Raw genomic sequence first — 25,000 nt, forward strand, 5'->3', positions numbered from 1 at the left:
GGCAGTGCGTGGACGCGGGCAGACCGGGATCAGACGCACAGCCGACAAGCTTCAGGCGGAATTGGTTGAGGCGGAGATCCCCCAAGCGCTTCCGTCAATGCTGGCCAGATCCTGGCTCAGGGATCAGCGGCGCGCCGCCAACGGAAATTGGCCCTTCTGGCTTAGAGGGCTGGACCGCTCTTTTCGCCAGCTTCGAAGCTGATTGGGCTGCAGGCGGAGAAGAGACTGCGATCCGAGCAACAACGGGCGAGCGATGTAATCGCAGAACTCAATCGCAATATCGGTGCGCAGCAAGCCGATTTGAAGCGGATGACGGACCAAATCGAACCTCCAGCAGAGCTTCCCTAACCTCAGGTGACAAGCCATGCATCGGCGCGGGCCCAAGCACTTGCGACCTCGCCAAAATTGTCTCCATGTTAGTCCAAACATAGGCTGCCGCGGCACACAAACCAAAGAAGACCAAGAGGACGAGAATCCAAGACGAGCGCCGGGAGGATTTGTGCAAAATGCGCGGTAACTCCGAGGCGTTCGCCTCAGCAACCACATCCATCATTCTCAGCTGCCATTCCCAAATTTTGATGCCTCTCGTTCACGCAATAATGGGCATCAGTCAAGAGCTGCGGGCGAGGTACGATACTGAGCGCAAGCTCGCCGGAAGTCCCGCTATCGCTGTCGGCAATCGCCTTTCGCGTTTTTAGATCGGACTTTCGACCGAGCAGCTTACCGACCGATCATGGCTCGGGTCCGGCTGCTTAGGCCGACAGGCTAGCGGATGCAGGGCCGTGAAGCTGAAGCGGCGTCGAGATCCAGCATGAACTCGCCCATATGCGCCGCAATCCTTTGCTAAACGGGGGATAAGAGCAGGCAACGTCACCTCAGATTGTACCAGGCTCGACATCCGAATTACGATTTTGGCGAACACCTTTGGGGCATCCATTCGCGTTCGTATGGACGCGGCGACACTAGATCGAACACTCGTCCTCGAAACCTGTCTCTTTGAGAGGCGCAAACTCCGTTTTGCCAAGCTTTGGGCTGTCCATGATCAGGCCGGTTCGACGCTTGACAGCCCGACAGCCTTGCAGGAACGAGCGAGGAATAGAATCAAAGGGCCTCCCCAGCTCGACAAGGACGGTCTACATTTGCGTCCCAATCTGCCGGATCCGCATCAGCATTTGTTTTGAGGTTCTTGTTTTAAAGTGGAGCGCGGGGTCCGGCAGGTGCCGCTAAGATTTGCGGCTTTGGTGCTACCGCGTTTGGTTGGAGAAAGTGAGTTTTCAGGTCTCGATACTTAGGATTCTCGCCGGCCAACCGGAGGGCCGGGCGAGCCTTGCCGTCCTCAAGGATTACCTGGCGGTGTTCTACACCAGCGGTCCGGAGTGGACGGATCGTACGAAGCGATTGGCGGCGCAGACGCCGGATCTCAATATTTTCGGACAAGGGCTGGTTACGCGGGAACCCGGACAATGGATCATAACGGACAAAGGGCGGGCCTTTCTTGCTCTTCTGGAACAGAAGAGCGTACCTGACTCTCAGGAGCGAACGCTCGAAGGCATGGTTGAGAAACCCCTTGCAAGTAGGCTTCCCGCGCTTGCGCCGGGCCGACAAGACCACAGTGCCAGTCGCCGGCACCTCCGCCGGAAGCCGCTGAGGGCGCGCGATGGGCGTTCCAGCTAGCCCCTCCCTAAGCTCACGCCCGGCGACGATGTTGCTCCATATCGTGCCGGAGCAACATTGCATACCCCGCGCACCGGCTTGATGCCCTTCGCAAACCATACTTAGATCGCTGTTGTTTGAGATGGAGACATTGTAGTGGCAACCGGTATTGTGAAGTGGTTCAGCGCGACAAAGGGTTATGGATTTATCAAGCCCGATGATGGCGAAGCCGACGTATTCGTGCACATCAGGTCAGTCGAGAAGGCCGGATACACCTCCCTTGCTGAGGGGGCCCGGATCAGCTTCGAGCGCAAGACCGGCAGCTCCGGCAAAGTGTCCGCAGACAATCTGCGTATAGGATAGCCTTCTTTCGCGACGAGGGGAGACATGGTTCTCTAAGGACCAAGCCACCACGATTCGAGACGGATGGTAATCGACGCAAGCAATTGAGATATCGTCACTAAATCAACGTAGAAATATTTCTGTGCTAGCATTTGTGCTAAATCAGCGACTTAGACCTGCCTGAATGTGATAGATGTCACACTTTGAGGCAGCATTCTTGACGAGGCCCCAGCCGGGACGGATGGTCTGCTATCGCCTCGCTACCGAGCTCATCTGCCGGAGCTATACCCTCTCCCATACCCTTAAAGGCAAATCCTAGCCCCGGAGAGCCTGCACTGCTTGCCATAGCTCGGTAACGGCCGGATCTTCTAAACCCACATCGTGCAGGCCTTCAAAATTCCTCCTCACATAATCCAGTGCACTGCCACTAGTGCCTCGGGCCTTGAGGATCATCTCTGCCTTCTTGGCAGTGCTTATCGTCGAACCGAGCGGGTTTACTCCCTCATAGATGTATACCTTGGCGTCTACCGAGCGCCCGTCGGCCAACAGCACCTGCAGATCTGTCGGATCACACGCTTCTCTTTTTCGCAGAGCACGTAAGAGGACCGGTATTTGGTCATTGTCCGGAAACTCAAAAGTGGCTCCCTCACAGCTGGCCCCATCAAACGGCTCCAGATTCAGCGTGATGCCAGGGTTCTCTTTGGCCCCCCAGTTAACCACTGACTTCTTATTGAAGGTTCGACGATAGCCACGAAGCGTTGCGCGCTGAGACCCCACGCAGCCGAACTCGGACTGCCATCCATCAAAGGTGAGAGACCCGAAGCCAAAGACCCAGACCACGATCACGCCTCCATCTGGGCCAAGGTTTGCTCGAACAGCATACTCACCAGTCTAGTCCCGATAGGGCGTGCAAAGGTCGGAGGCTAGCTGATCAGACACGCCTGTAACCCGCTTCTGGATAAACTCCGGAGTGAAATCCTGAAACCTATCGCTATTCGCTCGCAGCTTAATGATCGCCTCAGGGTCAATCTTCAGAAGTTCCTCCACATAGCCCAACACCTTCACATAAGAAGGGGCGTTCACGTGCCTTGGCCCAACCAGGTTTGCAAACAGGGTGGCAATTCCCTCCTCAATGTTAAGGGCGGCGCCACCCCCGTTCGGGGTAAGGAGGTGCACTATTTCCTGAGACAGTTCGAAACGCGCTTGCTCTTCATTCGACTGACAAGTGTCGCTCAGATGAATCACCACGCATCTGCTTTCCTGCGAGTACTGCGGAAACCAAACACCAGGGCGAGGGCCTCCCACCTCAATTCCAAGGATCGTCCAGCTCCGATCACGCGTGCCGAATTGCCTCTCTGCCTGATTCAACCAATCCCCCAGTAAAGTTGTGAGGGTGTATGTCCAGCGCTTAGACTCCTCCTGCCAAGTCCTAACGAATCCAACCGTCGGCGACGTAAGCATCTATTCAGCCTCCCTTTTAGGGAACCCTACGCTAAAGCTCCGCAGCGGCCAACAGAGATACCCCTCAATCTGCGCACGCACTTGGGACGAAAGGCCGGACTTTACCCACTCGCTCAAACCGAAGCCCCACTCGTAACTCCCGATGCCTTCCTCTTCGCTTTCGCCCTTAGGATGGGAACAGGCGACACGATGGTTATCGTTTTCGATGCCCTAGTCATTGCGACATAGAGATCATTTATTTCCAATCTTTCAGGCGCAACGATGACTGCATGATCAAACTGAAGGCCTTTAACAAGGAGGGTGCTTCCGACAGATCGACTGGCCAAACGACGTCCGGCGTGCCTTGCCGTATTTTGCACCTGCCATGCTGCGCTATCCAAATCAGGCTGCTCACCATCAATCACAAGCTTTATCGAGCGTCGTGCAGATGACATGAGCTCCCTTCTGAAAGGAACATTTGCCGTCTTGCACAGTGCTTCCAACAATCTGATAACGGGATCCAGGCCATCCGAGTTTATTACCTCAAGTGCAGCGGCCTCTGCCACCGATAAAGGTTTGGCGCCCCTCCAGCCGGTCGACAATCTATCAACACGATCCATGAATGGCTTCTTGCCCACCCCCGTCATACAATCGACCGCAAATTGCATGATGGATTCGAGTCGGGCTTTACCAGTTTCGGTCTTGAGCTGCAGAATAAACTCAGCAAGCCGCTTACAGCCCACCGGCTCAATCGAGCTACACTTTATCTTACTAGCTAATGCGGCCCGGACGATCTCGCTTGCTTTGTCACTGATGACAATGAGTGTCTCGTCCTTACCCAGCTTTGGTTTCAAACCAGCATAAACATTTGCTTTCCGGAGATCTGCCTTGCTCCGGGAGTTAGGCTTTACCAACTCAATGTATCCATTGGGAGCTGTAGATAAGTCGATAGTGCCGCCTGTCTTCAACGGATCTCTAATGGCCATTAGCCAACGACCGAGCTCAATATTCCCTACTCGTTTCCATCGCCACGGCTCAGCCAGTTCTTCAATTCTTGGAAAGGCGCTGACAACATCAACATCCCAATCGACGGCTGGGTCATGTCTGAAACCGAAAATTGACTGCAGGTAGTCCCCAAATACACAAGTCGGCAGATACCGAGAGACCACTTTGACCAAAGAGTGCTGGCTAATCGTACAATCCTGGTACTCATCGATCAGAACGCCAGCATATGAAGCCTTTAAAATGCTACTGATCGCACCTCTCTCGATAAGTCTCTGCGCCGCGGCGTAGACCTTCGACCATTCTTCTTCTTTGGGCTCAAAAGCTGATAAGCCAGATCTCTGTGGGAACGCTAAAGACAGACGAAGCGACCAACCAGCAATCGTGTCGAGGTCATAGTTCTGTGAATTCACCTTTTTTTCAGCGAGACGTTTCCGAAGAGCGTCAACACCAGCGAGTGTATGGGTGAGCACAAGATAACGGCCCGCAGCGGCGGCTAAAACGTCAGTAATGCATTCTGTCTTCCCGCATCCGGCAGGAGCGACAACGCTTCCTGCTCGGCAGCTCAATATTTTCTGGATCAGAACCTCGCCAGTCACTGATCGGCCCAAGTACGAATTTTCCCAATGATTTGGGGAAATCGCCTGTCATCGTGTTTAGGTTGGGCCCTACCAACTGCTCCCCGACCCACTCACTGGCAGCAATATCCTTGAATACACCTCTTTCGCGCGGATCAGGCTTGCCATCCTTGTCCAGCTTATCACGGACTTTAGCCAGCCCGCCTAGAACCTCTCGGACTTTTGCATCGTCTAATAGTTGCTCGAGCTCTCCAACGCTCTTGATCTTTCGCTCCGGTAACCTCCGATTAAATCGGTCGATGAACGATTGCTCTTCGGCCTCAAAGCTGATCATTGATTTCAGCAGCTTCTTTACTGCTGGCGTTGGCAAATCCCTGAATAAATGATCCTCGGTGGCATGCTTGTCCTTCCATCGAAAGATCGAGACGCCGGCAGTCTTCAGCTCCGCAAGAATGGTCTTGTCATCTGGCTCCCGGTCAGTATCGAGCAGAAGCCCCACCCTGTAGCCAAGCGAACGAAAATATCCTGCTACCATGGGCGCCCGATCGACGCCCCCCCCTGAAACAGCGACAATACCGAGCGTCGCAAACGGAGACTTTCCCGTGTCGGACCAGTAGTGGTCGAGACCGCGCATAAGACCTACTTCAGTCTTTCCTTCGCAAACGAGCACAGTTGGCACCAGAAAAGCTTCCGGTGTGGTCCTAGATACCGCCTGGCAATCCAGGCTCTTGAATTGCGGTTCGGCTGATAGAGCCGTTACATCCCCTGTTATCTTGTCTCTCCTAACCACATGAAGCTGGCTAACAGCTAAGTCGCAGAGAACAACAGGAGAGTGCGTGGTAAGAAAAACCTGAGCCTTTATGCTTCCATCTTTCTTTGGCGCCTTCAGTTGGCGAAGCACGCGCGCAATGCGATGCGGCTCTAGGCCGTGTTCCACTTCATCAATAAGCGCTATAGAAGCATTTACTCGTGCCTGATCTTGGAGCGCGGCAACGAAGAGCCGCGACGAACCCAATCCGAGTTGCCGTAAGGGAAGATTTTTTTCGTGTAGGGATATCCCCCGGCCAGAAAGCCCGACAGCTTGAATATCCAGCATCGCTTGCAGGTCGTCTGTTACAGCTACGCCCAATGCCTGAGCCGCACACTTGGCTTGCTTGATCACCTCGGCGAAGAGCGCTTTTGATTCCTTGGAGAACTCCGCACGCGCGATACGTCCAGCTTCAGCTAAGAGCGCACGAGACCCCTTTGCGTCCTCAGTTATCTTGTTGAGAACGGAAAGCCGTCCCCAACCTAAATGGTGGTCCGCGTAGGGTCCCAATCGAGAAGGCATAACTTCTTGGCGATCGTTGTAGCTCAACGATGGAAGTCTTTTACCTTCCTTTTCTAAGCGCCGATTGAAGATGCCCCATTCAGCCTCAAGGGTTTGGTCAACAGTCAATCGCACCGAAAGGGCGGGCTGAAAGCCCCTTGCCTCGTCAGGCTCATCCTCAAGCGTTTGTGTCTCGCCATGCCAACCGCGAGTATAGTTTCCGTAGCGGTCGTTCCGCAGAAATTCGGAGGGAATATCCGCCAATGTGACGGTTATTGATATCGGGTTTTTCTTTGGATCCACGTCATAAAAGTCAGCATCATCGAACATCACACCGTTCCTGGATGCGAAGACCAGTTCGATGGCATCCAAGATTGTCGTCTTGCCAGAATCCCCGCTTCCGATAAGGCAATTGATTCCTGGCCTTGGCTGCCAGTCCAATCGCTTTATGCCCCGGAAATTGTCAATCTCGACTCGTACGATTCGCAAATCAGTTGTCTCCCCGTGTGAAACAACCTTAACACGGGGAGCCATCTCGGCCTAGGTGAACCCGAAGAAATGGATTTCTTCCGATCGCCTGACCTTGCTTTCCGGTATGCGCTCACGGCCATCGGAATCAATCAGACCACCCTTGACCTCGATTTCCCCACTCTCAGGGGCGCAGCGCCATCGGGGTCCTTTACACCACATTCCCATGATCCCCCTCCCCTCGTTTTCGATCCACCTTTGCACAACAAGCTCTGGCTGGCTGGAAATGAGAACTTCCTCCCCTACCCATACCTTTGATGATGGTGCGTCCAAGGAAATCCCAACATCCGCCAAACCCATTTCACTTGCGAACTTACTCCTACGTTCAAACCCAGGAGGGTTGGCCTCGGCGAATCGCATCAAATTCGGTCTAAGTAGGCGGATGACCTGTTTAGTCGCTTCGAAGCCGAGCTCGGGCTCCTGCCAATACCGGCCTCTCAGGCCATCAGATGAATTGTAGAACAGATCAAAGGTCTGCGGGTATACCGAGACACGGAAGCATACCTGTCGAGCGGAGCGCTCCGGATGATTTCTCGGGTTCGCCGTATGGTATGGCTCCAACCAAGTTCTCAAGACTGTGGCTTCAGACGCTATAGATCTTGCAATTGCTTCAAAGGCAAGATCACCATCTAAATACTCCCGACGTTCAGCTGAGAAGTTCGAAGTATCCCACCCTCGCGAATGCCGATTATTGATCGCCTCGTTCATGCAACGTGAGCCCCATCTGGAAAGCGAAGAAACAGATCAAGCTTATCTATGTCGTGCACACTGGCGACATGATGAAGGAACGTGACATTGGCTGCATGCGAAGCTGAGATGAGGTCCGACAAGAGTTTTGCGTTCTCCAGGCTCGTCCCGGCCAGAGCCTCTCGATCCGCAGCGACGTCCTCATGACCCGTGTTCGTAAAGTAGGTGTGCATCTTTCCTAAGACGCCCACAATAACGTCTGAGATCTGAAGCCCTAGCTCGGCTTTGGAATCCGCAAATCGGAAGTTCGCAACCGGTTTCCCCTGGCTGGTCAGAGGTGTTTCCAGCAGGCGGTCGTGGATGACCTTCTCCATGTCGAAGATGTGGGTCGAATTCTTGAAGATCGCGATACGTCCCTGGTAAAAGGTACTGAACTCATCGATGAGCAGGTTCGGGTAATAACCTTCAATGAACTCCAGACTCTCCAGCGCCCGTCCGGCCTGCAGTACACCTTTCAACATCATTGCATTGAAATGCGGGAGGACATCACTGTTACGTTCGAGAATCTCAATGAGCCTGTCGAGGAAGGGTCTCCGCCCCTCGGGTGATAACCCCGGATAGCCGAAATCGTGAAATAGCTGGATGGTTGCGGCCAGTTCGCAGCGCAGCACTGCGACGAGGTCGCTTTTCAGCAAGACGTGGTATTGCAAGAGCATCGGATTGCCAAGTTCAGGCACGATCGAATCGATGATATCTGCAACTGACCAGTAGAATGGATCCAGCTCGTGATAGTGGATCATCAACCCGTTATCGATAAGCCATCGAAGGAATGTGGTCAGCTTTCGGGAGCGAAGAACGTCAAGAAAGTTACCCTTGGCGACATGCTCCAGTTTGATTTCCGGAGCCGTCTTCTGGATACGCATCGCTTCTCGAAGCGATTGAATCTCAATCGGTCGCGGTGCTCCTTCATGCACAATGCCGCCGAGGACGAATACCTTCAGCTCAGCAACGTTCAAACGTCCATCGTCAATATACAACTTGCGGATATTGTTGGTCTCATCGTGATAAAACGTATAGACGCCGTCGGCCTTGGTCAAACCATGTAGCTGGATTTCAGCATCCCGAAGTTCGTCAATATCCATCCATTCCCACTCTTAGGCCGCAGCTCGCGAGGATGCGCGACGAACGGGCTTATGACGGATAACGACGTCCACACGATAATTAAGCCGATCTAGGCATCGAACAATCCTGTCGATCGAGAACTTCCCTACGCGGCCGGTCACTAGGGCAGATACATCAGGCTGTTTAAGGCCTAGCAGTTCGGCAGCCTTTGTCTGAGTCAACTTGCGACGTTTGATGATCGCACGAAGCTCACGAATAAGTTTGGCTTTGAGGAGTTCTTCCTCAGGATTGGCAAAGCCAAGGTCAGCGAAAATATTATCGCTGCCTGCGGTTGCTTTAATTGCCTTACTCATTTCTTGCCTCCTTTTCCGTAGTTCTCTTGGTAATGAGCCTCGGCTGCCTTCAACCGGGCCTGAATTACCAAGATGTCGTGCTTCGGAGTCTCAATCCCCTTCTTCGACTTCTTTTGGAAGGCATGAAGGACATAGATAACGCCAGCGAAGCGTACGGTGTAGACGGCACGGAACGTATCGCCATCTTCATCGTCGATGACCTCCAGTACACTCCGGCCACCAAAGCCCTTTAAGGCCTTGGCACGAGGATGCTCGTCGCCGTTTTGTGCATCATTGATCGCAAACCCCATGACGCGGCGAACCTCGTCCGGGAAAGCTCGTAGATCGTCCTTTGACGATCCGATCCAAACTACGGGCTTCTGTGTGGTCATTCGCCCTTCTCTTATAGCACTACTGCTATAATTTTGCAAGGGTTTCCTGACGGGCCTATAAATGGCGAATTTCCGCCACTGCCCGTCGACGACCTCTCCGATCCTGTCCATCAACGTCGCTAGGCGTACTTTTGATGGCCTCGATCTTGGGTTGAAGCTATGGTGATCGCCACTGGGGAGGGGGCAATATCCTCATAAATCGAACCGGAACGAATGGTCTAGCTGTGGCGACTGATTGATCGGGGCGCTTTGGGCGCGTCAAAGTGATCAGCGAGGACCGGTCCTCTTTGCTGAAGCCAGCCAGCCAGCAAGCAATATTTTGAGGCTGGAGCTCCTGAGATCAGATGCCACCCAAGCTGCCTGCATTGGCAACACGCTCCCGGAAGGCGCCGCGCGTCAGTCAGGATCTACTCAGGCGCTTTACATGGTAGATCAGATCAATCGACGTATGTCTTGCGATCTTCGGTCCTACCACGCGAATGCGCTTGGCATTACTGGTCCGCAAATGATGATCTTGATGGCTCTGACGGAGCTGGAAGAAGATGGTGTTCCCGTCAATGCTGTCGCGAAGCTGATGAGAGTCGAGTCGGGTTTCATCACCAAGCAATCGAGGGAGCTTGAGGTAAGCAGTTCGTGCGCCGGAAATCCGACATGAATGATGCCAGGTACGTCCTTTTGTCGCTCACGGGCATCGCTCGCAAGATCCTTACGAGCAGCAGAAAGAGGTTGAGCAGTTCGTCTTTGATTATGTCAGCATTCAGGAGTTCGCCAAACTGGCCGCCTGTTTGAATGGACTCAGGTCTCGGTTGGAGAAGGCTCGGCTGCACGCCGCGCTGAACTCTGAGACAGATTGAGACAGTACTGGGAAGAGCGCGGGCCTTCTGCTATCTTCCGAGAGATCTGAGCCAGAAGATCCGTTTCGAATAGTGTCGCCCCGCCCCAGGAGCGGATATCGCCGTCCAGATGCAAGGATGGCACCGGGCGCAGTCGAACGAACGGACCAATCAGCCGATTCAGCGGCTGGGGTCGAGCGAACCGCGACACGAGTCTGAACGGTCCGTCCGTCATCCAACGCTGCTTGGCTGACCTGACGACGTTCGCCTCAGCGCAATTGCCTTCCCTGTCGCTCGAAGGCGTACATCGGATTGATACCGCAATAAGCGTAGGTGCCGGATGCGGTAGCCATGCACTGACTGTAGGTCGAGAACTGGCAGTTGCCCGGATATCCCCAGGCTCGGCCCTGCAGGCAATAAACGTCTTGGCGAGCCGGTGGGGTGTACGAATGAACCCGTGAAGCAGCGGTCAAATCTGATCCAAAGCTGACGAGGATAGGAAGTGCTAGGATTCCGGTAGCGAGAAGGTAAGGCATGAGATCTCTTGCCTCCTTAATTCGCTGAAGGATAGAGCATCCGTATTAGAGGTTTGATCTTAGTCAATTGCCGGTGTCGGGTCCAGTTGGACCATCGTCAGCGAGACAATCACCCGTGGCAGAGCCTCGACGGGGGCTCTTGAGCAGACGTTGGATATCAGGGTGGGCTTAAGAGGGCCGGAGCCGATTATCCGCACCCGTCCTTGGTCTTGGACACACTCGCTCGCGATCCGAAGCCGCCTTTCAAAGATACTCCGCAGTGAAACGCATCTTTCAAGCGCGACTTGTCGCCTTCGCGCAGCAGAACACTCGTATGGCACTCAATCCATGATCGCTTCGTTCGCTCCGACGCGCGTTGCGGGGCCCCCCTCGACCGGAGGACAACACATTGCGTCACCTCAACTGCTGCGCGCGCACTGCGTCACAATGACACGACTTCTCCTCTTCATGGCCGCTTGTTACAATGACATCCATAGATTGCGCCGGATCAATTCGCGAGGCTCCCCTTCGTATATTCTGGTTCAGGAGTGTCGGACCATGTTCGTGAGCATCACCACAGACCATAGATCCCTAATCAATTCGCTCAGTGAGCTCGGCATATCGAGCGGCTCGAATCCGATCGTCAGCTTGAGTGAATTCACTTACAAGAAAGGTAAAACCATCTACATCGAGAGTGAGCCAGCCGAGTACGTCTACCAGGTCAGGAAAGGCGCGGTACGGACCTGCAAATTACTCTCCGATGGGCGGCGCCAGATTGGCGCATTTCATTTGCCGGGTGATATTTTTGGACTCGAGAACGGCGGAGTCCACCGATTTACGGCGGAAGCGATCATCCAAACCGCTGTTCGCCTGATCAGGCGGCAACACCTTGAGACGGTCGCCGAGAATGACGCGGTTGTCTGGCGCACCTTGCTCAGCTTGACGACGAATAACTTGCAACACGCCGAAGACCATATGCTGCTGCTCGGACGTAAAACTGCTCTGGAGCGCGTTGCCGCGTTCCTGCACGAGATGGATGAACGACTCACGGCTGCTGACGTGATCTCGCTCCCAATGTCTCGGCGCGACATCGCCGATTACCTTGGTTTGACCGTCGAAACCGTTTCGCGTGCAGTGTCGCAATTGCACACTGATGGTGTCCTCGATTTCATCGGCAATACCCAACGCGAGATCGTGATTCTGGACCGGCAGCGGCTCGCGAGCCTTGACCTGCAAAGCTAACATGCGGACGGCGTGAAAAGCTTCGGTCGCGGTTAGGATCGCCCGCAGCAACTACCGCACTTTCAGGAAAATTGATCTCACCTCCGAGGCGCAACCAATCAGCTATCGAGTGCTATTCCCCGAACGCTGCGATGTACCTTCGGGCGGTGCCGGTAAACACCGCCGGATCATACAGGCCCTTGAGCCAACGCCGGTGACGACGGCAAACCATTGCAATAGACTCGACCGCCGTTTCGATCTCGAATGGAATGCATTCGGGTTTCACGCGCGCCGCAACGTCTCAAAGGCGAAATCACCCAGAAGGTCGGCACGCCTGTTCATTTGTACAGCATAAACGCCGGTACGTTTTCGTGTCCGAAGCTCATTCGAAACAACACGACGAACGTCTAAGCATGCGCTTTTGGCCGGACGGGCCGTGCCCAATTAATCCTCCATCAAGGCCACTTCCGGGAAAATACGGGGGCTTGCCTTCGATTTACAATTTGCAACTTGCCCGATCGCTCCGGCTTCGCTTGAATGTCCTCATGCGGGGCTGGACTGTGATCGTGCTTCTGGGCCTTACAGCCATAGGAGCTTATTCCGTCGGCCGTCAGGACGGGCGACCCTCTACTTCTGCGCCTGCAATGGTAGCGCAGCTAACCGGCCCCCCAGCAAGTCCGCTCGCGCTAACGGCGGTGCCGGGCAGCCCTTCGCAGCCGCAAGCTTCCAAGACTGCTCCGCCCGGCCCGCGTGGCGCCACCGCAATACCCAAGACACCGCAAGATCCCGCCCCACAGCAAACCGACACAAAACGCAAGATCGAAGTTGCGCTGACCGCCGCGGCCATCGCCGCGATCCTGATTAAGGCCAGCCGGGATCAATATCACGCAACTGGCAGACCCTGCGCCTGCCCGGATGACACGATGCGCAATGGCCGGGCATGCGGCAGCAGAAGCGCCTATTCGCGGCCGGGCGGCGCGGCACCGCTGTGCTACTGGGTGATGTTACGACAGCAATGATAGACGAGTATCGAAAAAAATAACTCGATAGTTGTTGTGGGGCGGGGCTGGTTCAGTTCAGCGATTTCTTCACTGGGGGGTTGCGCTCCTCGCCTTAGCCGTTGCGGCGACGACACTAGCAGGATGCATCACAACATCCATACAAAAGGTATGCAGGCCGGGACCTTCCCTCCGAACCGGTCAATCGGATAGCCGCTTACGTCGCGGGCCCCCGCTCTAGTTTCTAGCATTCAGGCGACTATCTCAGAGGAAGGAAGAAAGCCGGCGTCGTTGCTGAAGATGGGTTGGTGTTGTTTCCACCAATGCGGACGTACACCATGCAGAAATTCGTCAGGGGCTTGCGACCAACAACATTGATGGCGTGCTAGTCCTGAACGTCGGTGACACTGCGGTCCAGCAGCAGTATGCTGGACCGATCTTGAGTGGCCCGTATTCAGGTCCCTCCACCACGAACGGGACTATCAACACATTCGGGCACGTGTCGTCGTCAGCGTCGCTGAATGGAACATCGTCGGGTACGATTACCCGCAACATCTACTCCCGGTCTGTCTTGTGGGATGGATATTTGGGGCTAGTCTAGAAACGAAACTTCGAACCTGAGCCTTCGGAGAAATTCTTTGAGCCTATTCAAGAGTGCCGATTAGGGCCGTTGAAATAGCATGAGCGAGAACTTGGCGGTTTTCTGGGTTGCTCACCATTGTCGCGTGGTTGCCTGGAACAGGTACCGCATGAATGGCCCCCGCATCGACGACCAGGTCCCAGCCAAGCTTTGGCAGGTTTGCATCGCGACCAGATTGCTTGTCAGGCGGTACCCAACGACTAAGAGGCTCACTGGCATAAAACTGGTATATTTCAATTGGGAGCGACGGAATGCGATACGATTGTAGCGCCCGTTGAAATGCCGCGGCCCTTTGATACATCGAGACGTCACTGTGAAGATCGTGATCTGGAGCTAACGCTCCTGTTTGCTGCGCCTTTTCGAGCAACTCAGAGATGGAACATTGTTCCGTGTCGCGTTCTAAAACCTCGCGATATTCATCGCGCAAGGTTCCACAACGATCCAAAACAAACTCTCGCGCCAAATTCTTCAGTGATGCGTTCGAAGAAGCCCCAGGTAGACTGACATCGATGAAGGCCATGAACGACACAACTTCATCACTACTCAGTAATCGCTCGGCAATTGCATAAGCCAGGATTGCACCTGATGAGTATCCAGCAAAGCGGTATGGGCCACGTGGCTGGATCTGTTTAATCGCAACAATCACCTCCGCGGCCATCGCCTCAAAAGTCGGTGGACGAACGTCATCGAAAGGTGGCCATGGCAGAGCGTAGACTGAGCAGTCTGCATCCATTTCCGCCGCCAAACCGAGGACATACGAACAATCTCCAAAGCCTGACGGGACAAAGAAGAGCGGTGGTTGCGATCCGTTCGGTCGAACGGAAATCACCGCCGAGTTACTGGGCTGCACTTGCAAACAAATCTGCGATGCGAGTTCCTTCAGAACAGGTGCGCGGAAGAGGTCGGTGGCGCTAAAACTCAACCCAAGATTTGATGCTCGACCGAGCATCTGCACGGCCAAGAGCGAGTAGCCGCCCAGTTCGAAGAAGTGGTCGTTGCGCCCGATGCGCTCGACACCAAGGAGCTCGGCCCAGATCTGCGCCAGCGCCGTCTCGACCTCACCTTGCGGTAACTGGTAGGCCGCCAGCGCATAGGCCTGATCGGACGGCGCCGGCAGTGCGTTCCGATCGAGCTTGCCGTTCACCGTCAGCGGAAGCGCGGCCAGCCGCACGAACGCACTCGGCACCATGTAGTCCGGCAGTCGCGCACTTAAGTGCGCGCGCAAGGCGCCCGCAAGCGCGCCTCCACCGCCCTCATCCGAGCCGGCCTCGGGCGCGCAGACCACATAGGCGATCAGATGCTTGTGGCCGCCGCCGTTCTGGCGCGCCAGCACCACCGCCTCGCGCACCCAGGCGTGCTCGCAAAGCCGCGCGACGATCTCACCCGGCTCGATGCGGTAGCCGCGAATCTTCACCTGATCGTCGTTGCGGCCCAGGAACTCAAGATTGCCGTCCGGCAGATAACGGGCAAGGTCGCCGGTCCGGTACAGCCGATCGCCCTCGACAAAGGGACTGGCGATGAACCGCTCGGCGGTCAGCTCAGGGCGGTTGAGGTAGCCCCGCGCCACCCCCGCCCCGCCAATGTAAAGCTCGCCCACCGCACCGAACGGCACGGGCGCGCCATGGCCATCCAGCAGGTACACCCGCGTGTTGGCAATTGGGCGCCCGATCGGGACCACCGACCCATTGAAATCAGCCGGGCAAGTCCAGATCGTCGCGCAGACTGTTGCCTCGGTCGGGCCATAAGCATTGACCATTGATGCTGGGGCCAGACTTCGGATGAGTTCAGGCTTAGGCAGCTCTCCGGCAAGAATGAGAACTTGCGCAGCCAAACGTTCCGGATCCTTGCTCGTCTGAAGCAACGCTGGGGGTAGTGTCGCGTGGGTGATGGCTTCGCTTCGGAGATAATCCGATAGCTTGTTCCTCGCTTGACGGATCTCTTCCGCAGGCAAGTGCAAAGCCGCTCCGGAGCCAAACGCCATAAGAAGCTCCCAAGCGCTTGCATCAAAAGCGATGGAGGCGAACTGCACGACTCGGCTGTTGGAAGAAGCGCCAAAGAGGCCGACCTGAGCCGACAGCAGATTGACCAACCCCCGATGCTGGACCATGACCCCCTTTGGGGTTCCGGTTGAGCCTGAGGTGTAGATCACATAAGCGAGATGGCCGGATGTGAGGCCAAGCGTGTGCCGGTCTGGGTTCGAAGCCGGCCGTTCGGCCCAGGCGGGCGTGGCCGTCTCCAGATCAATGACCGTCACCTCGGTCAGCACTTCGGGGCCGAGTGCTGCGCGACCGACGACGTCGCATAGCAGCAGCCGCGGCGCGGCATCGTTGACAACCTGACGCAGCCGCTCGCTGGGATAGGCTGGGTCCAGCGGCAGATAGGCACCGCCCGCCTTCAGGATCGCCAAGATGCCAACCATCATCATCAGGCTGCGTTCGAGGCAGATTGCCACCGGCTGGTCCGGCTTGACCCCAAGCTCGATCAGAAGATGCGCCAGCCGGTTGGCCCGCGCGTTGAGCTCGCCATAGCTCAGCCGCTCGTTTTCGCAGACCAGCGCCACCGCCTCCGGCGCCTTTTGCACCTGCGCCTCGAACAGCTCATGGACGCACTGCTCTGTTGGATAGGCCTCTTCCGTCCGGTTCAGATCCTCCAGCAGATAGGTGCGCTCCTCAGCCGGCAAGATGTCGAGCTCGCGTACCGGCGTATCCGGGGCATGCTCCAGCGCCTCTGCCAGCTGCTCGAGCGACCGCTGCATGTAGCCGCAGATCCGATCCGCCGAGATTGGCTCCGCCACCTGCACAGTGAGGCCCAGCGCCTCGCCAAAATCCTCAACCGACAGGGTCAGCGGATAGTTAGTGCGTTCCTCCCCGCCCAGCCATTCCATACCCGACAAGACATCATCCGTCCCGGAGCCGGGCACAGCCGGCGCCTTGTTGTGACGATAGTTCAACAGCGTGCTGAACAGCGGCGCCGACGCCGCAATAGCGCTGCAGCGCTGCGCCAGCGCCAGCGAGGCATGCTCATGTGTCAGCAGCTCGGCCAGCCGGGCGTGCGTGGTCCGCACGCTCGCCTCGACGGCGGTCCCATCAAGATCAAGCCGCAGCGGCAGGGTGTTGATGAACAGTCCCATGGCGCGGTCGGCGCCGGCGCTGCCCTGCAGGCGGCCCAGCAGCACCGTGCCGAACACCACCTGCTCGCGGCCGCTGCTGCGCGCCACCACCTGCCCCCACGCCAGATGGCACAGGCTCGCCAGACTCACGCCCAGCCGCCGCGCCTGTTCCGCCAGCCGCGCATGGAGCGCTGGCGGCAGCATCCGATACGCCTCACGAACCCCGCCGCCGTCGCCGCGCACCTCGCTCAAGTTGAAGGGCGTGGTCGGCTCGTCGATGCCGGCCAGCAGCTCCCGGAAGAACGCTTCATCCGCCTTGGCATCACCGCGTAGATGCGCCTGCGCCACCAGATTGCGGAATGGCTGCGGCGCCGTCAGCTCATGCTCGCGCCCCTCCAGCTTGGCCCGGACTTCAGCATGCATCACGTCCCGGGTTGCGTGATCCCCGATCAGATGATGCTGCAGCTCCAGCAACAGCCAGCGCGCGCTGCCGGGCTCGCGCGCAATCACAAACCGCAGCAGTGGCGCCCGGCCGAGCTCGATGCGGTGCCGGCGCGGATCAAACCGGTTCCTGAGCTGCTCAGCGCCAGCGCCATCAGCGCCATCCAGCTGGACCTCGATCACCTCCAGTCGCGCCTTCCGCCACACCACCTGGACCGGCCGCGACAACCCCTCCCAGACAAACGAGGTACGCAGGATGTCATGCCGATCTACCACCCGCTGGATCGCGGCAAGATAGCGCGCGAGCAGCCCACGCTCGGCAAACGCCATCTGCGACATCAGGAGGTATGGATCGCCCTTTGCCGCTAGCAAATGATGGAACAGGATGCCGTCCTGCAGCGGCGACAGACCGTAAATGTCCTGGATGTTGCAAACCCCGCCGGGTACCGTGGCGATGATCCGGTCGATCTCGTCCTGCGCGAGCTCGATCAGCGGCAACATCTCCGGCGTTATCGCCACGCTCCGCTCGGTGATCAGGTTGGCCGGGACTGCCACCTCGTGATGGCGGCCCAGGCGTGCGGCCAGATCCGCGAGCACTGGCTTGACGAACAAGGTGCGCACCTCGATGCGCAGTGACCGCCGCCGCAGATGCTCCATCATCTGCACCGCCAAGAGCGAGTGCCCTCCCAGTTCGAAGAAGTTGTCGTGCCGTCCGACCCGCTCCAGCCCCAGCAGCTCGGCCCAGATCTGCGCCAGCACCGTCTCCATCTCGCCCTGAGGCGGCGCGTAGGTCCGCCGCGCATATGCCTCGTCGCCCGGGGCCGGTAGCGCTTTTCGATCGAGCTTGCCGTTCAGCGTCAGCGGAAGCGCCGCCAGCCGCACGAACGCACTCGGGACCATGTAGTCCGGCAGCCCCGCACTCACATGCGCCCGCAAACCGCCGGCAAGATCAGATTCCTCAGCTCCGGCGGCAACGACATACGCAACGAGCCGCTGCTCGCCGCCACCATCCTCGCGCGCCACCACCACCGCCTCGCGCACGGAGGCATGCTCGCAAAGCCGCGCCGCAATCTCGCCCGGTTCGATGCGGAAGCCGCGAATCTTTACCTGGTCGTCGTTGCGCCCTAAAAACTCCAGATTGCCGTCCGGCAGGTAGCGCGCCAGGTCGCCGGTCCGGTACAGCCGGTCGCCCTCGACAAAGGGACTGGGGATGAACCGCTCCGCGGTCAGCTCAGGGCGGTTCAGGTAGCCCCGCGCCACCCCCGCCCCGCCAATGCAGAGCTCGCCCACCGCACCGAACGGCACAGGCGCGCCATGACCATCCAGCAAGTAGACCCGCGTGTTGGCAATAGGGCGGCCAATCGGGACGATGGCCTCATCAAACTCAGCCGGGCAGCTCCAGGATGTCACGTCGATCGCGGCTTCAGTCGGACCGTAAAGATTGTGCAGGGCCGTCCAGGGCAATACGCGCCGAACCCTATACACACTGGCGGCAGGGAGCGCCTCGCCGCTGCATAAAACCTGCCGCAGCGATGTGCAGCGGTCAACACTCTTCGCATCCAAAAAGCTGACCAGCATGGATGGCACGAAGTGAACCGTCGTGATGCGCTGGCTGACGATCAAGTCGACCAACGTATCGGGATCTCTGTGCGCACCGGGCGGCGCCAGTACCAGCGTTGCCCCTTCAAGCAAAGTCCAAAAGAACTCCCAGGCCGAGACATCGAAGCTAAATGGCGTCTTCTGCAACACGACGTCTGTTGGTTTCAGACCATAGGCGTCCTGCATCCAGATCAGGCGATTAACGATAGCCCGATGCTCATTCTGTGCCCCTTTTGGCCTGCCGGTGGATCCCGAGGTGTAGATCACATAGGCGAGATTGCGGGAGGTCAGGCTGAGCGCGCGCCGATCAGGATCCGCTTCCGGCAGGCTGGCCCAGGCCGGCGCCGCAGCATCGAGCTCCACCACGCTCACCTTGGCCGGCACATCCGCGCCGAAGGCGGCACGGCCGGCCACATCGGCCAGCAGCAGCGGCGGCGCCGCATCGTCGAGCACCTGATGCAGCCGCGCCGACGGATAGGCCGGATCCAGCGGCATATACGACCCGCCGGCCTTGAGGATCGCCAAAAGCCCCACCACCATCATCGGACTGCGCTCGACGCAGATCGCAACCGGCTGGTCCGGCCTGACCCCGAGGGCGATCAAGTGATGCGCCAGGCGATTGGCCCGCGCATTGAGCTCGGCGTAGCTCAGCCGCTCATCTTCGCAGACCACCGCCACCGCATCCGGCGCCTTGTGCACCTGCACTTCAAACAGCTCGTGGATGCACCGCTCCGCAGGATACGGCGCCGCCGTCCGGTTCAGCTCCTCCAGCAGATACGTGCGCTCGGCAGTCGAGAGCAGCTCAATCCGGTGGACCTCTTGCTGCGCATCGGCTGCCATCGCCCGCAGCAGCGCCAGCAGATAACCACGCTGCCGCTCGATCGTCGCCTGATCAAACAGCGCCGTGGCATAACCCAGCGTTCCGGCGATCTCCTCGCCATGCTCGCCAAGGCTCAGCTCCAGATCGAACTTGGCCTGATCAATCTCCTCCCCGGCAGCTTCGACACTCAGCCCCGGCAGGTCCAATGGCCCAACCGCATTGTTCTCCCAGGCCAGCATCACCTGGAACAACGGTGTGTGATCAAGAGCCCGGGGCGGCTGCACGATCTCCACCACCTGCTCGAACGGCAGGTCCTGATGCTCCTGCGCAGCCAGCACCGTGCGCCGCGTCCGCTCCAGAAGCTCCGACACGCGCGGCTTGCCCGACAGGTCCAGCCGAAGCGCCAGAGTGTTGACGAAGAAGCCGATCAGCTCTTCGATCTCGCGGTGCCCCCGATTGGCGCTCGGCACGCCAATCACAAGATCGTCCTGCCCGGACAGACGCGACAGCACCGCCGCCCAGGCCGCCAGCACCGTCATGAACAACGTCGAGCCATGCTGCAGGCTCAGCCGCTTCAGCTCCCGCGTCAAATCCGCATCGACGGTGATCGGGACCGCGGCCGCGGCAAACGACTGCTGGGCAGGCCGCGCATGGTCCGTCGGCAAGACAAGACGGGCTGTGCCCGCCAGCGCGCTGCGCCAATACTGCGCCTGCTGCTGCAACCGTTCCCCCGACAGCCATTGGCGTTGCCAGGCGGCGTAATCCGGATATTGGATCGCAAGCGGCGGCAGAGGATCGTCCTGCCCGGCCTGGAATGCCCGGTAGAGCTGGCTAAGTTCACGCAGCAGCACGCCCATCGACCAACCGTCCGAGACGATGTGATGCTGGGTCAGCAGGAAGACGTGTTCCTCGTCGGCGGTGCGGATCAGCCGACCGCGGATCAGCGGACCGCGCGCAAGATCGAATGGCGTGCGCCCCTCTTCATGGCACAGATCCAAAAATGCCGCTTCCGCATCCGATCTCTCCCGCAGATCATGCTCAACTATTGGCAGACCCGCGTCCGGCGGCAAAACCTCAACCCGGGGCTTGCCCTGGGTCGCGACAAACACACTGCGCAGCGCCTCATGACGTGCAAACAGACGGTTAAGGCTGCGCTGCCAGGCGCTGCGGTCGAGCATCCCGCGCAATCGCAAGGCCAGCGGAATGTGATAGTTGGTGCTGCCTTCGTTCAGCTGAGCCAAAAACCATAGCCGCTGCTGCGCAAACGACAGCACAAGCGGCTCATGCCGCGACACGGCTGCAATCGACGGCAGCTCTTGCGGACCCGAGCAGCTCAACAGCTCGACGATGCTTGCCGCCAGGTCACTCAACACTGGCCTTGCGAACAGCGTCGACAGTGGCAGTTCGACCCCGACAGCCTGTGACAGCCGGCTCGACATCTGCACGGCCAAGAGCGAGTGGCCGCCCAGTTCGAAGAAGTGGTCGTTGCGCCCGATGCGCTCGACACCAAGGAGCTCGGCCCAGATCTGCGCCAGCGCCGTCTCGACCGCACCTTGCGGCGACTGGTAGGCCGCCAGCGCATAGGCCTGATCGGCCGGCGCCGGCAGCGCGTTCCGATCGAGCTTGCCGTTCACCGTCAGCGGAAGCGCGGCCAGCCGCACGAACGCACTCGGGACCATGTAGTCCGGCAGTCGCGCACTTAAGTGCGCGCGCAAGGCGCCCGCAAGCCCGCCTCCACCGCCCTCATCCGAGCCGGCTTCGGGCGCGCAGACCACATAGGCGATCAGATGCTTGTCACCGGCGTCGTTCTCGCGCGCCAGCACCACCGCCTCGCGCACCCAGGCGTGCTCGCAGAGCCGCGCGACGATCTCACCCGGCTCGATGCGGTAGCCGCGAATCTTCACCTGATCGTCGTTACGGCCCAGGAACTCAAGATTGCCGTCCGGCAGATAACGGGCAAGGTCGCCGGTCCGGTACAGCCGATCGCCCTCGACAAAGGGACTGGCGATGAACCGCTCCGCGGTCAGCTCAGGGCGGTTCAGGTAGCCCCGTGCCACCCCCGCCCCGCCAATGTAAAGCTCGCCGACCGCACCGAACGGCACGGGCGCGCCATGGCCATCCAGCAGGTACACCCGCGTGTTGACGATTGGACGCCCGACGTGAGGCATCTGGGGCCAACATGACGGATCAGCTGCAAGGTGGTGCTCGGAAATGACGCTGATTTCCGTGGACCCATATTGATTGATCAATCTCGCGTTCGGATGTGCTTCGAAGAACGTCCTAAGCAGTGGAGTGGCCTGCAATCGCTCGCCGGCTGTATAAAGCTCTCTTAAAGAGGGCAGCTGCACGCGCTGCGCGCTCCAGACTTCCGCAAAATGATTCAATGCCACGAACGGGAGGAAAAGCCGCTCTATCGCCTCCCGCTCTATAAATTCCAGCAGGTCGGAGAAGTGCCTCCGGGTCTCTTCCCGCACGAGCACAAGCACTCCGCCGTCCTTCCAACAGATGAACAATTCCTGACAGGACACATCGAAGTTCAGGGTCGCGAATTGAAGTGTGCGCAGTTTTGACGTGCCAATCCCCGCAAGCGAATTCACAAGCGCGCCATGGGACATTTCCACGCCCTTGGGGATTCCGGTTGAGCCGGAGGTATAGATGACATAGGCGAGATGGCGCGATGAAAGGCCAAGCGCGCCCGGGTCCGGGTTCGAAGGCGGCCGCTCGCCCCAAGTCGGGTCGCCGTCTCCAGATCGACCACCGTCACATCGGCCACGGCTTCGGCGCCCAATGCGGTTCGACCGGCGACATCGCAAAGCAGCAGTTTCGGTTCTGCATCGCCAACAATCTGCCGCAGCCGCGCCGACGGATAAGCCGGATCTAGCGGCAGATACGCGCCGCCCGCTTTCAGGATCGCCAAGAGACCAACTACCATCGCCAGGCTGCGTTCGAGGCAGATCGCCACCGGCTGGTCCGGCTTGACCCCGAGCTCGATCAAATGATGCGCCAGCCGGTTGGCCCGCGCATTGAGCTCGCCATAGCTCAGTCTCTCCTTCTCATAGACCACCGCCACCGCTTCCGGTGCCTTTTGCACCTGCGCCTCGAACAGCTCATGGATACATAGCTCAAACGGATAAGGCGCCGCCGTCCGATTCAAATCCTCAAGTAGATACGTGCGTTCGTCGGCGGCCAGAATGTCTATTCGGCCGACAGGCTGCCCAGCATCGGCCATCACGCCGCGTAACAAAGTTTGCAAATGCTGCGTCATGCGGTCGATCTGCTTCGGTGCTAATCGAGCGGCATCAAAATGCCAGCGGAAGCTCCCATCCAGAGCGCAAACCTCAAAGGTCAGCAAATCGCCGCACAAGGCATGCCCAGCTTTGTGGTTCGTCGTCAGAGCATCAGCGGCGTGACAGCTCTCTGTCGTGATTGCAATGCCAATCGGCCAAGGCTGGCGCGCCCGTAGCGCCACCACTCCTCGCAATGTCGGGCAGCGCGCTATAAGATCTCGGGCAAAGCTAGCGTGCGCCCTCAGCTGAGCGACTTCGGCCGCTACGGTTTTGCGTACTTCTTCAAAATCATGAGCAAGCTCAATGCGAACATCCATCGGCACGACGGAGGCCATCACGAGTTTGGAGCCGGTTTGCAATCGGTCCCATGCAGGCTTCCATCCCAGTTGAAACTCTTGTTGCCCCGTGATCCGAGCGAGATAGATCAGCCAAGCTGCTACCAAATATTCCGAGCGATCTTGTGGGGAAATAGCCAAACCGCTTGGGCTAAACCATGAACTCGACTGCCATCGGGACGGCGCCGCAGCCACGGACGATGACACGAAAGGCGGATGCAATCTGCTAAACTGCTCGAGCCGCCGTCGCCAAAACTCCTCCCCACGCGCCCGCAGTTCATCCGCGGCAGATATGCTCTGCACCTGATCATCGCTCAAGATCGGACGGCGTCTTCCTTGATTCACGCAAATCGCTCACATCGGTTCGGATCTGTTTTCGGGCTTTGGCTGGCCTGCATTGATGTGACGAAACCCTTCGCCAAAGCGGATCACTCAATCTTCCGCCAACGTTCCGCACCACCAAATATGGTGGCGGCGGTATCGCAGCTGCTACTCAAGCGCGTCAGCGTTTCTGGTAAGCGTTCTCATCGAACGACTTCTCCTCTATGGCGCCCTTTAGACGATTACGCATGTATCGGGCCAAAGGTGAAATCGAGTGCAATCAATGCGATAGCCACAGCGGTGCTGTGTCAGCTGTCCAACAGCGTCGCCAGACATCGTACAACTGAGCGCGCTATCAATCGCACAAGACCCCGCCCGCCGGGTATTCCGGACAAGAAAAAAAGGGACCTGGAATGCCAAAGTAAATTTGTCAGCTCAACCTAACCGCATCGCGTGGGCATTTCGTAAAAAGTCCGCGCGTGCGGTACGAGCCAGTGCTGGATCGCTCGAGTAAATGTTTCTCGCAATTAGCGGCAGTTCATATTGGATTGGCGTTTCTTCGCATCGCTCAATATGTGGAGCCTGCCGGGTCGTCCAGCTTGTGGCGCTCGGTTCCGGTGAGGGGCGGGTTGAAGATGCTAACGAGGATCATGTCCTTGTCCGGTCCCCCGCGCAGGAGATGCTTGTCATGCTTGTCAAGCACATACATGTCGCCCCGGCGAATAGGAAAGACATTGCCGTCCATGTCCTCGACCTCGCCCTCTCCACCGATGCAGAAGCAGGCTTCGAGATGATTCCGGTATTGCAGAAGAGAAACGGTGTTAGCGCGCACGATGGTGTGGCAGATGCTAAAACCCATGCCGTCCTTATCCGTCAGAAGGCGGTGGCTCGTACCATTGCCCCCAATCGACGAAGTGATCGGTTGCTTCAATGTCGTGCAGACTACGCACAATCATGGTGTTGCCCGATTCTGATTGATCCAAAAGCTGGAGGCCGTTGTTCTGCTCCGGAACGGCGCCTTCCCTGTCGCGCGGCCGACTGCGGTCTCCGTCGAAACAACCGACCGTCGGCCGCGGAGAACCTGGGCAGTAGTCCTACGGGATCGGCTACACGCAAAAGGCCTGCCATTTGCCCGACGGCGACTAGTAAAAATATCGGTACGAGGGTATTTCGCAGCCGATCGGCGCGTACCAACTTGATGTACCACGTCTCGGGCGGTACCGCCGCTTGCCTGTGTATTCACCAGAATGCTGCTGGAGATACTGCCGCCGACATAAACTGTCTCCACTCGCAGATTTGGCAAGTCGTTTCCTTCCTTGCTGTGCCTCTCGCCGCGAATACGGTTCCGCAGCGTTTCAGCCAGCAGAGCAAATCTCATGCCGTGGTCGCAGACCGATGAACGATGAAGTTGTGGCTGTCTCAGCTGGCTAGTGAGAACGATTTGGCTAGGCGTGTAGCCAATCTAACAAACTGCCGAGATATGGCCGAGTACAAAC

The 25,000-nt window shown here is 58.1% G+C and carries 14 protein-coding genes and 1 pseudogene; 3 read left to right on the forward strand and 12 right to left on the reverse strand.

Annotated elements, in window-relative coordinates; genetic code table 11:
• Positions 1-1,809: 1,809 nt before the first annotated feature.
• Positions 1,810-2,016, forward strand: a complete 207-nt coding sequence (locus BJ6T_RS37265; protein ID WP_011084914.1) for a cold-shock protein — start codon at positions 1,810-1,812, stop codon at positions 2,014-2,016.
• Between the two features lie 294 nt (positions 2,017-2,310).
• On the opposite strand, the gene BJ6T_RS37270 is transcribed toward BJ6T_RS37265, so the two are convergent.
• From BJ6T_RS37270 to BJ6T_RS37300, 8 genes are all read right to left on the reverse strand, one after another.
• On the reverse strand, positions 2,311-2,841 hold the full coding sequence (locus BJ6T_RS37270) for a gamma-glutamylcyclotransferase (protein ID WP_014497747.1): 531 nt from the start codon (positions 2,839-2,841) through the stop codon (positions 2,311-2,313).
• A gap of 45 nt (positions 2,842-2,886) precedes the next feature.
• Positions 2,887-3,243, reverse strand: coding sequence for a hypothetical protein (locus BJ6T_RS48765; RefSeq protein WP_223153695.1), 357 nt, complete (start codon positions 3,241-3,243; stop codon positions 2,887-2,889).
• A gap of 326 nt (positions 3,244-3,569) precedes the next feature.
• On the reverse strand, positions 3,570-5,036 hold the full coding sequence (locus BJ6T_RS37280) for a UvrD-helicase domain-containing protein (RefSeq protein ID WP_043900305.1): 1,467 nt from the start codon (positions 5,034-5,036) through the stop codon (positions 3,570-3,572).
• Complete coding sequence (locus BJ6T_RS37285) at positions 4,942-6,858, reverse strand: ATP-dependent nuclease (RefSeq protein ID WP_014497749.1); 1,917 nt, start codon at positions 6,856-6,858, stop codon at positions 4,942-4,944. Before BJ6T_RS37285 ends, BJ6T_RS37280 begins: the two co-directional genes overlap by 95 nt.
• A 6-nt stretch (positions 6,859-6,864) precedes the next feature.
• Positions 6,865-7,560: a hypothetical protein gene (locus BJ6T_RS46330; protein WP_141379388.1), complete on the reverse strand. Its 696-nt coding sequence runs from the start codon at positions 7,558-7,560 to the stop codon at positions 6,865-6,867.
• On the reverse strand, positions 7,557-8,681 hold the full coding sequence (locus BJ6T_RS37295; RefSeq protein ID WP_014497751.1) for a DUF3800 domain-containing protein: 1,125 nt from the start codon (positions 8,679-8,681) through the stop codon (positions 7,557-7,559). Before BJ6T_RS37295 ends, BJ6T_RS46330 begins: the two co-directional genes overlap by 4 nt.
• A 12-nt stretch (positions 8,682-8,693) precedes the next feature.
• Positions 8,694-9,014 (reverse strand): helix-turn-helix domain-containing protein, encoded by a 321-nt coding sequence (locus BJ6T_RS44220; RefSeq protein WP_011084909.1) that lies wholly within the window; start codon positions 9,012-9,014, stop codon positions 8,694-8,696.
• Positions 9,011-9,385, reverse strand: coding sequence for a type II toxin-antitoxin system RelE/ParE family toxin (locus BJ6T_RS37300; RefSeq protein ID WP_014497752.1), 375 nt, complete (start codon positions 9,383-9,385; stop codon positions 9,011-9,013). The genes BJ6T_RS44220 and BJ6T_RS37300 overlap by 4 nt, the downstream gene beginning before the upstream one ends.
• 235 nt (positions 9,386-9,620) lie before the next feature.
• On the opposite strand from BJ6T_RS37300, the gene BJ6T_RS48770 reads away from it, so the two are divergent.
• Entirely contained in the window at positions 9,621-10,040 is a 420-nt protein-coding gene (locus BJ6T_RS48770) for a winged helix DNA-binding protein (RefSeq protein ID WP_223153697.1), read from the forward strand.
• A gap of 447 nt (positions 10,041-10,487) precedes the next feature.
• On the opposite strand, the gene BJ6T_RS44230 is transcribed toward BJ6T_RS48770, so the two are convergent.
• On the reverse strand, positions 10,488-10,754 hold the full coding sequence (locus BJ6T_RS44230) for a DUF3551 domain-containing protein (protein WP_018648598.1): 267 nt from the start codon (positions 10,752-10,754) through the stop codon (positions 10,488-10,490).
• 537 nt (positions 10,755-11,291) lie between these two features.
• On the opposite strand from BJ6T_RS44230, the gene BJ6T_RS37310 reads away from it, so the two are divergent.
• A complete protein-coding gene (locus BJ6T_RS37310) occupies positions 11,292-11,975 on the forward strand; it encodes a helix-turn-helix domain-containing protein (protein WP_014497754.1) in 684 nt (227 codons plus the stop codon).
• A 1,621-nt stretch (positions 11,976-13,596) separates the two neighbouring features.
• Here the strand turns inward: BJ6T_RS37310 and BJ6T_RS37315 are convergent.
• From BJ6T_RS37315 to BJ6T_RS37320, 3 genes and pseudogenes are all read right to left on the reverse strand, one after another.
• Complete coding sequence (locus tag BJ6T_RS37315) at positions 13,597-22,218, reverse strand: non-ribosomal peptide synthetase (protein WP_259266107.1); 8,622 nt, start codon at positions 22,216-22,218, stop codon at positions 13,597-13,599.
• Complete coding sequence (locus BJ6T_RS49295; RefSeq protein WP_170219821.1) at positions 22,155-23,501, reverse strand: AMP-binding protein; 1,347 nt, start codon at positions 23,499-23,501, stop codon at positions 22,155-22,157. The genes BJ6T_RS37315 and BJ6T_RS49295 overlap by 64 nt, the downstream gene beginning before the upstream one ends.
• A 571-nt stretch (positions 23,502-24,072) precedes the next feature.
• Positions 24,073-24,460 (reverse strand): annotated as a pseudogene (locus BJ6T_RS37320) (ectoine synthase).
• Positions 24,461-25,000: the final 540 nt, after the last annotated feature.

This window comes from Bradyrhizobium japonicum USDA 6 (genome assembly GCF_000284375.1).
GTDB classification, from domain to species: Bacteria; Pseudomonadota; Alphaproteobacteria; order Rhizobiales; family Xanthobacteraceae; genus Bradyrhizobium; species Bradyrhizobium japonicum.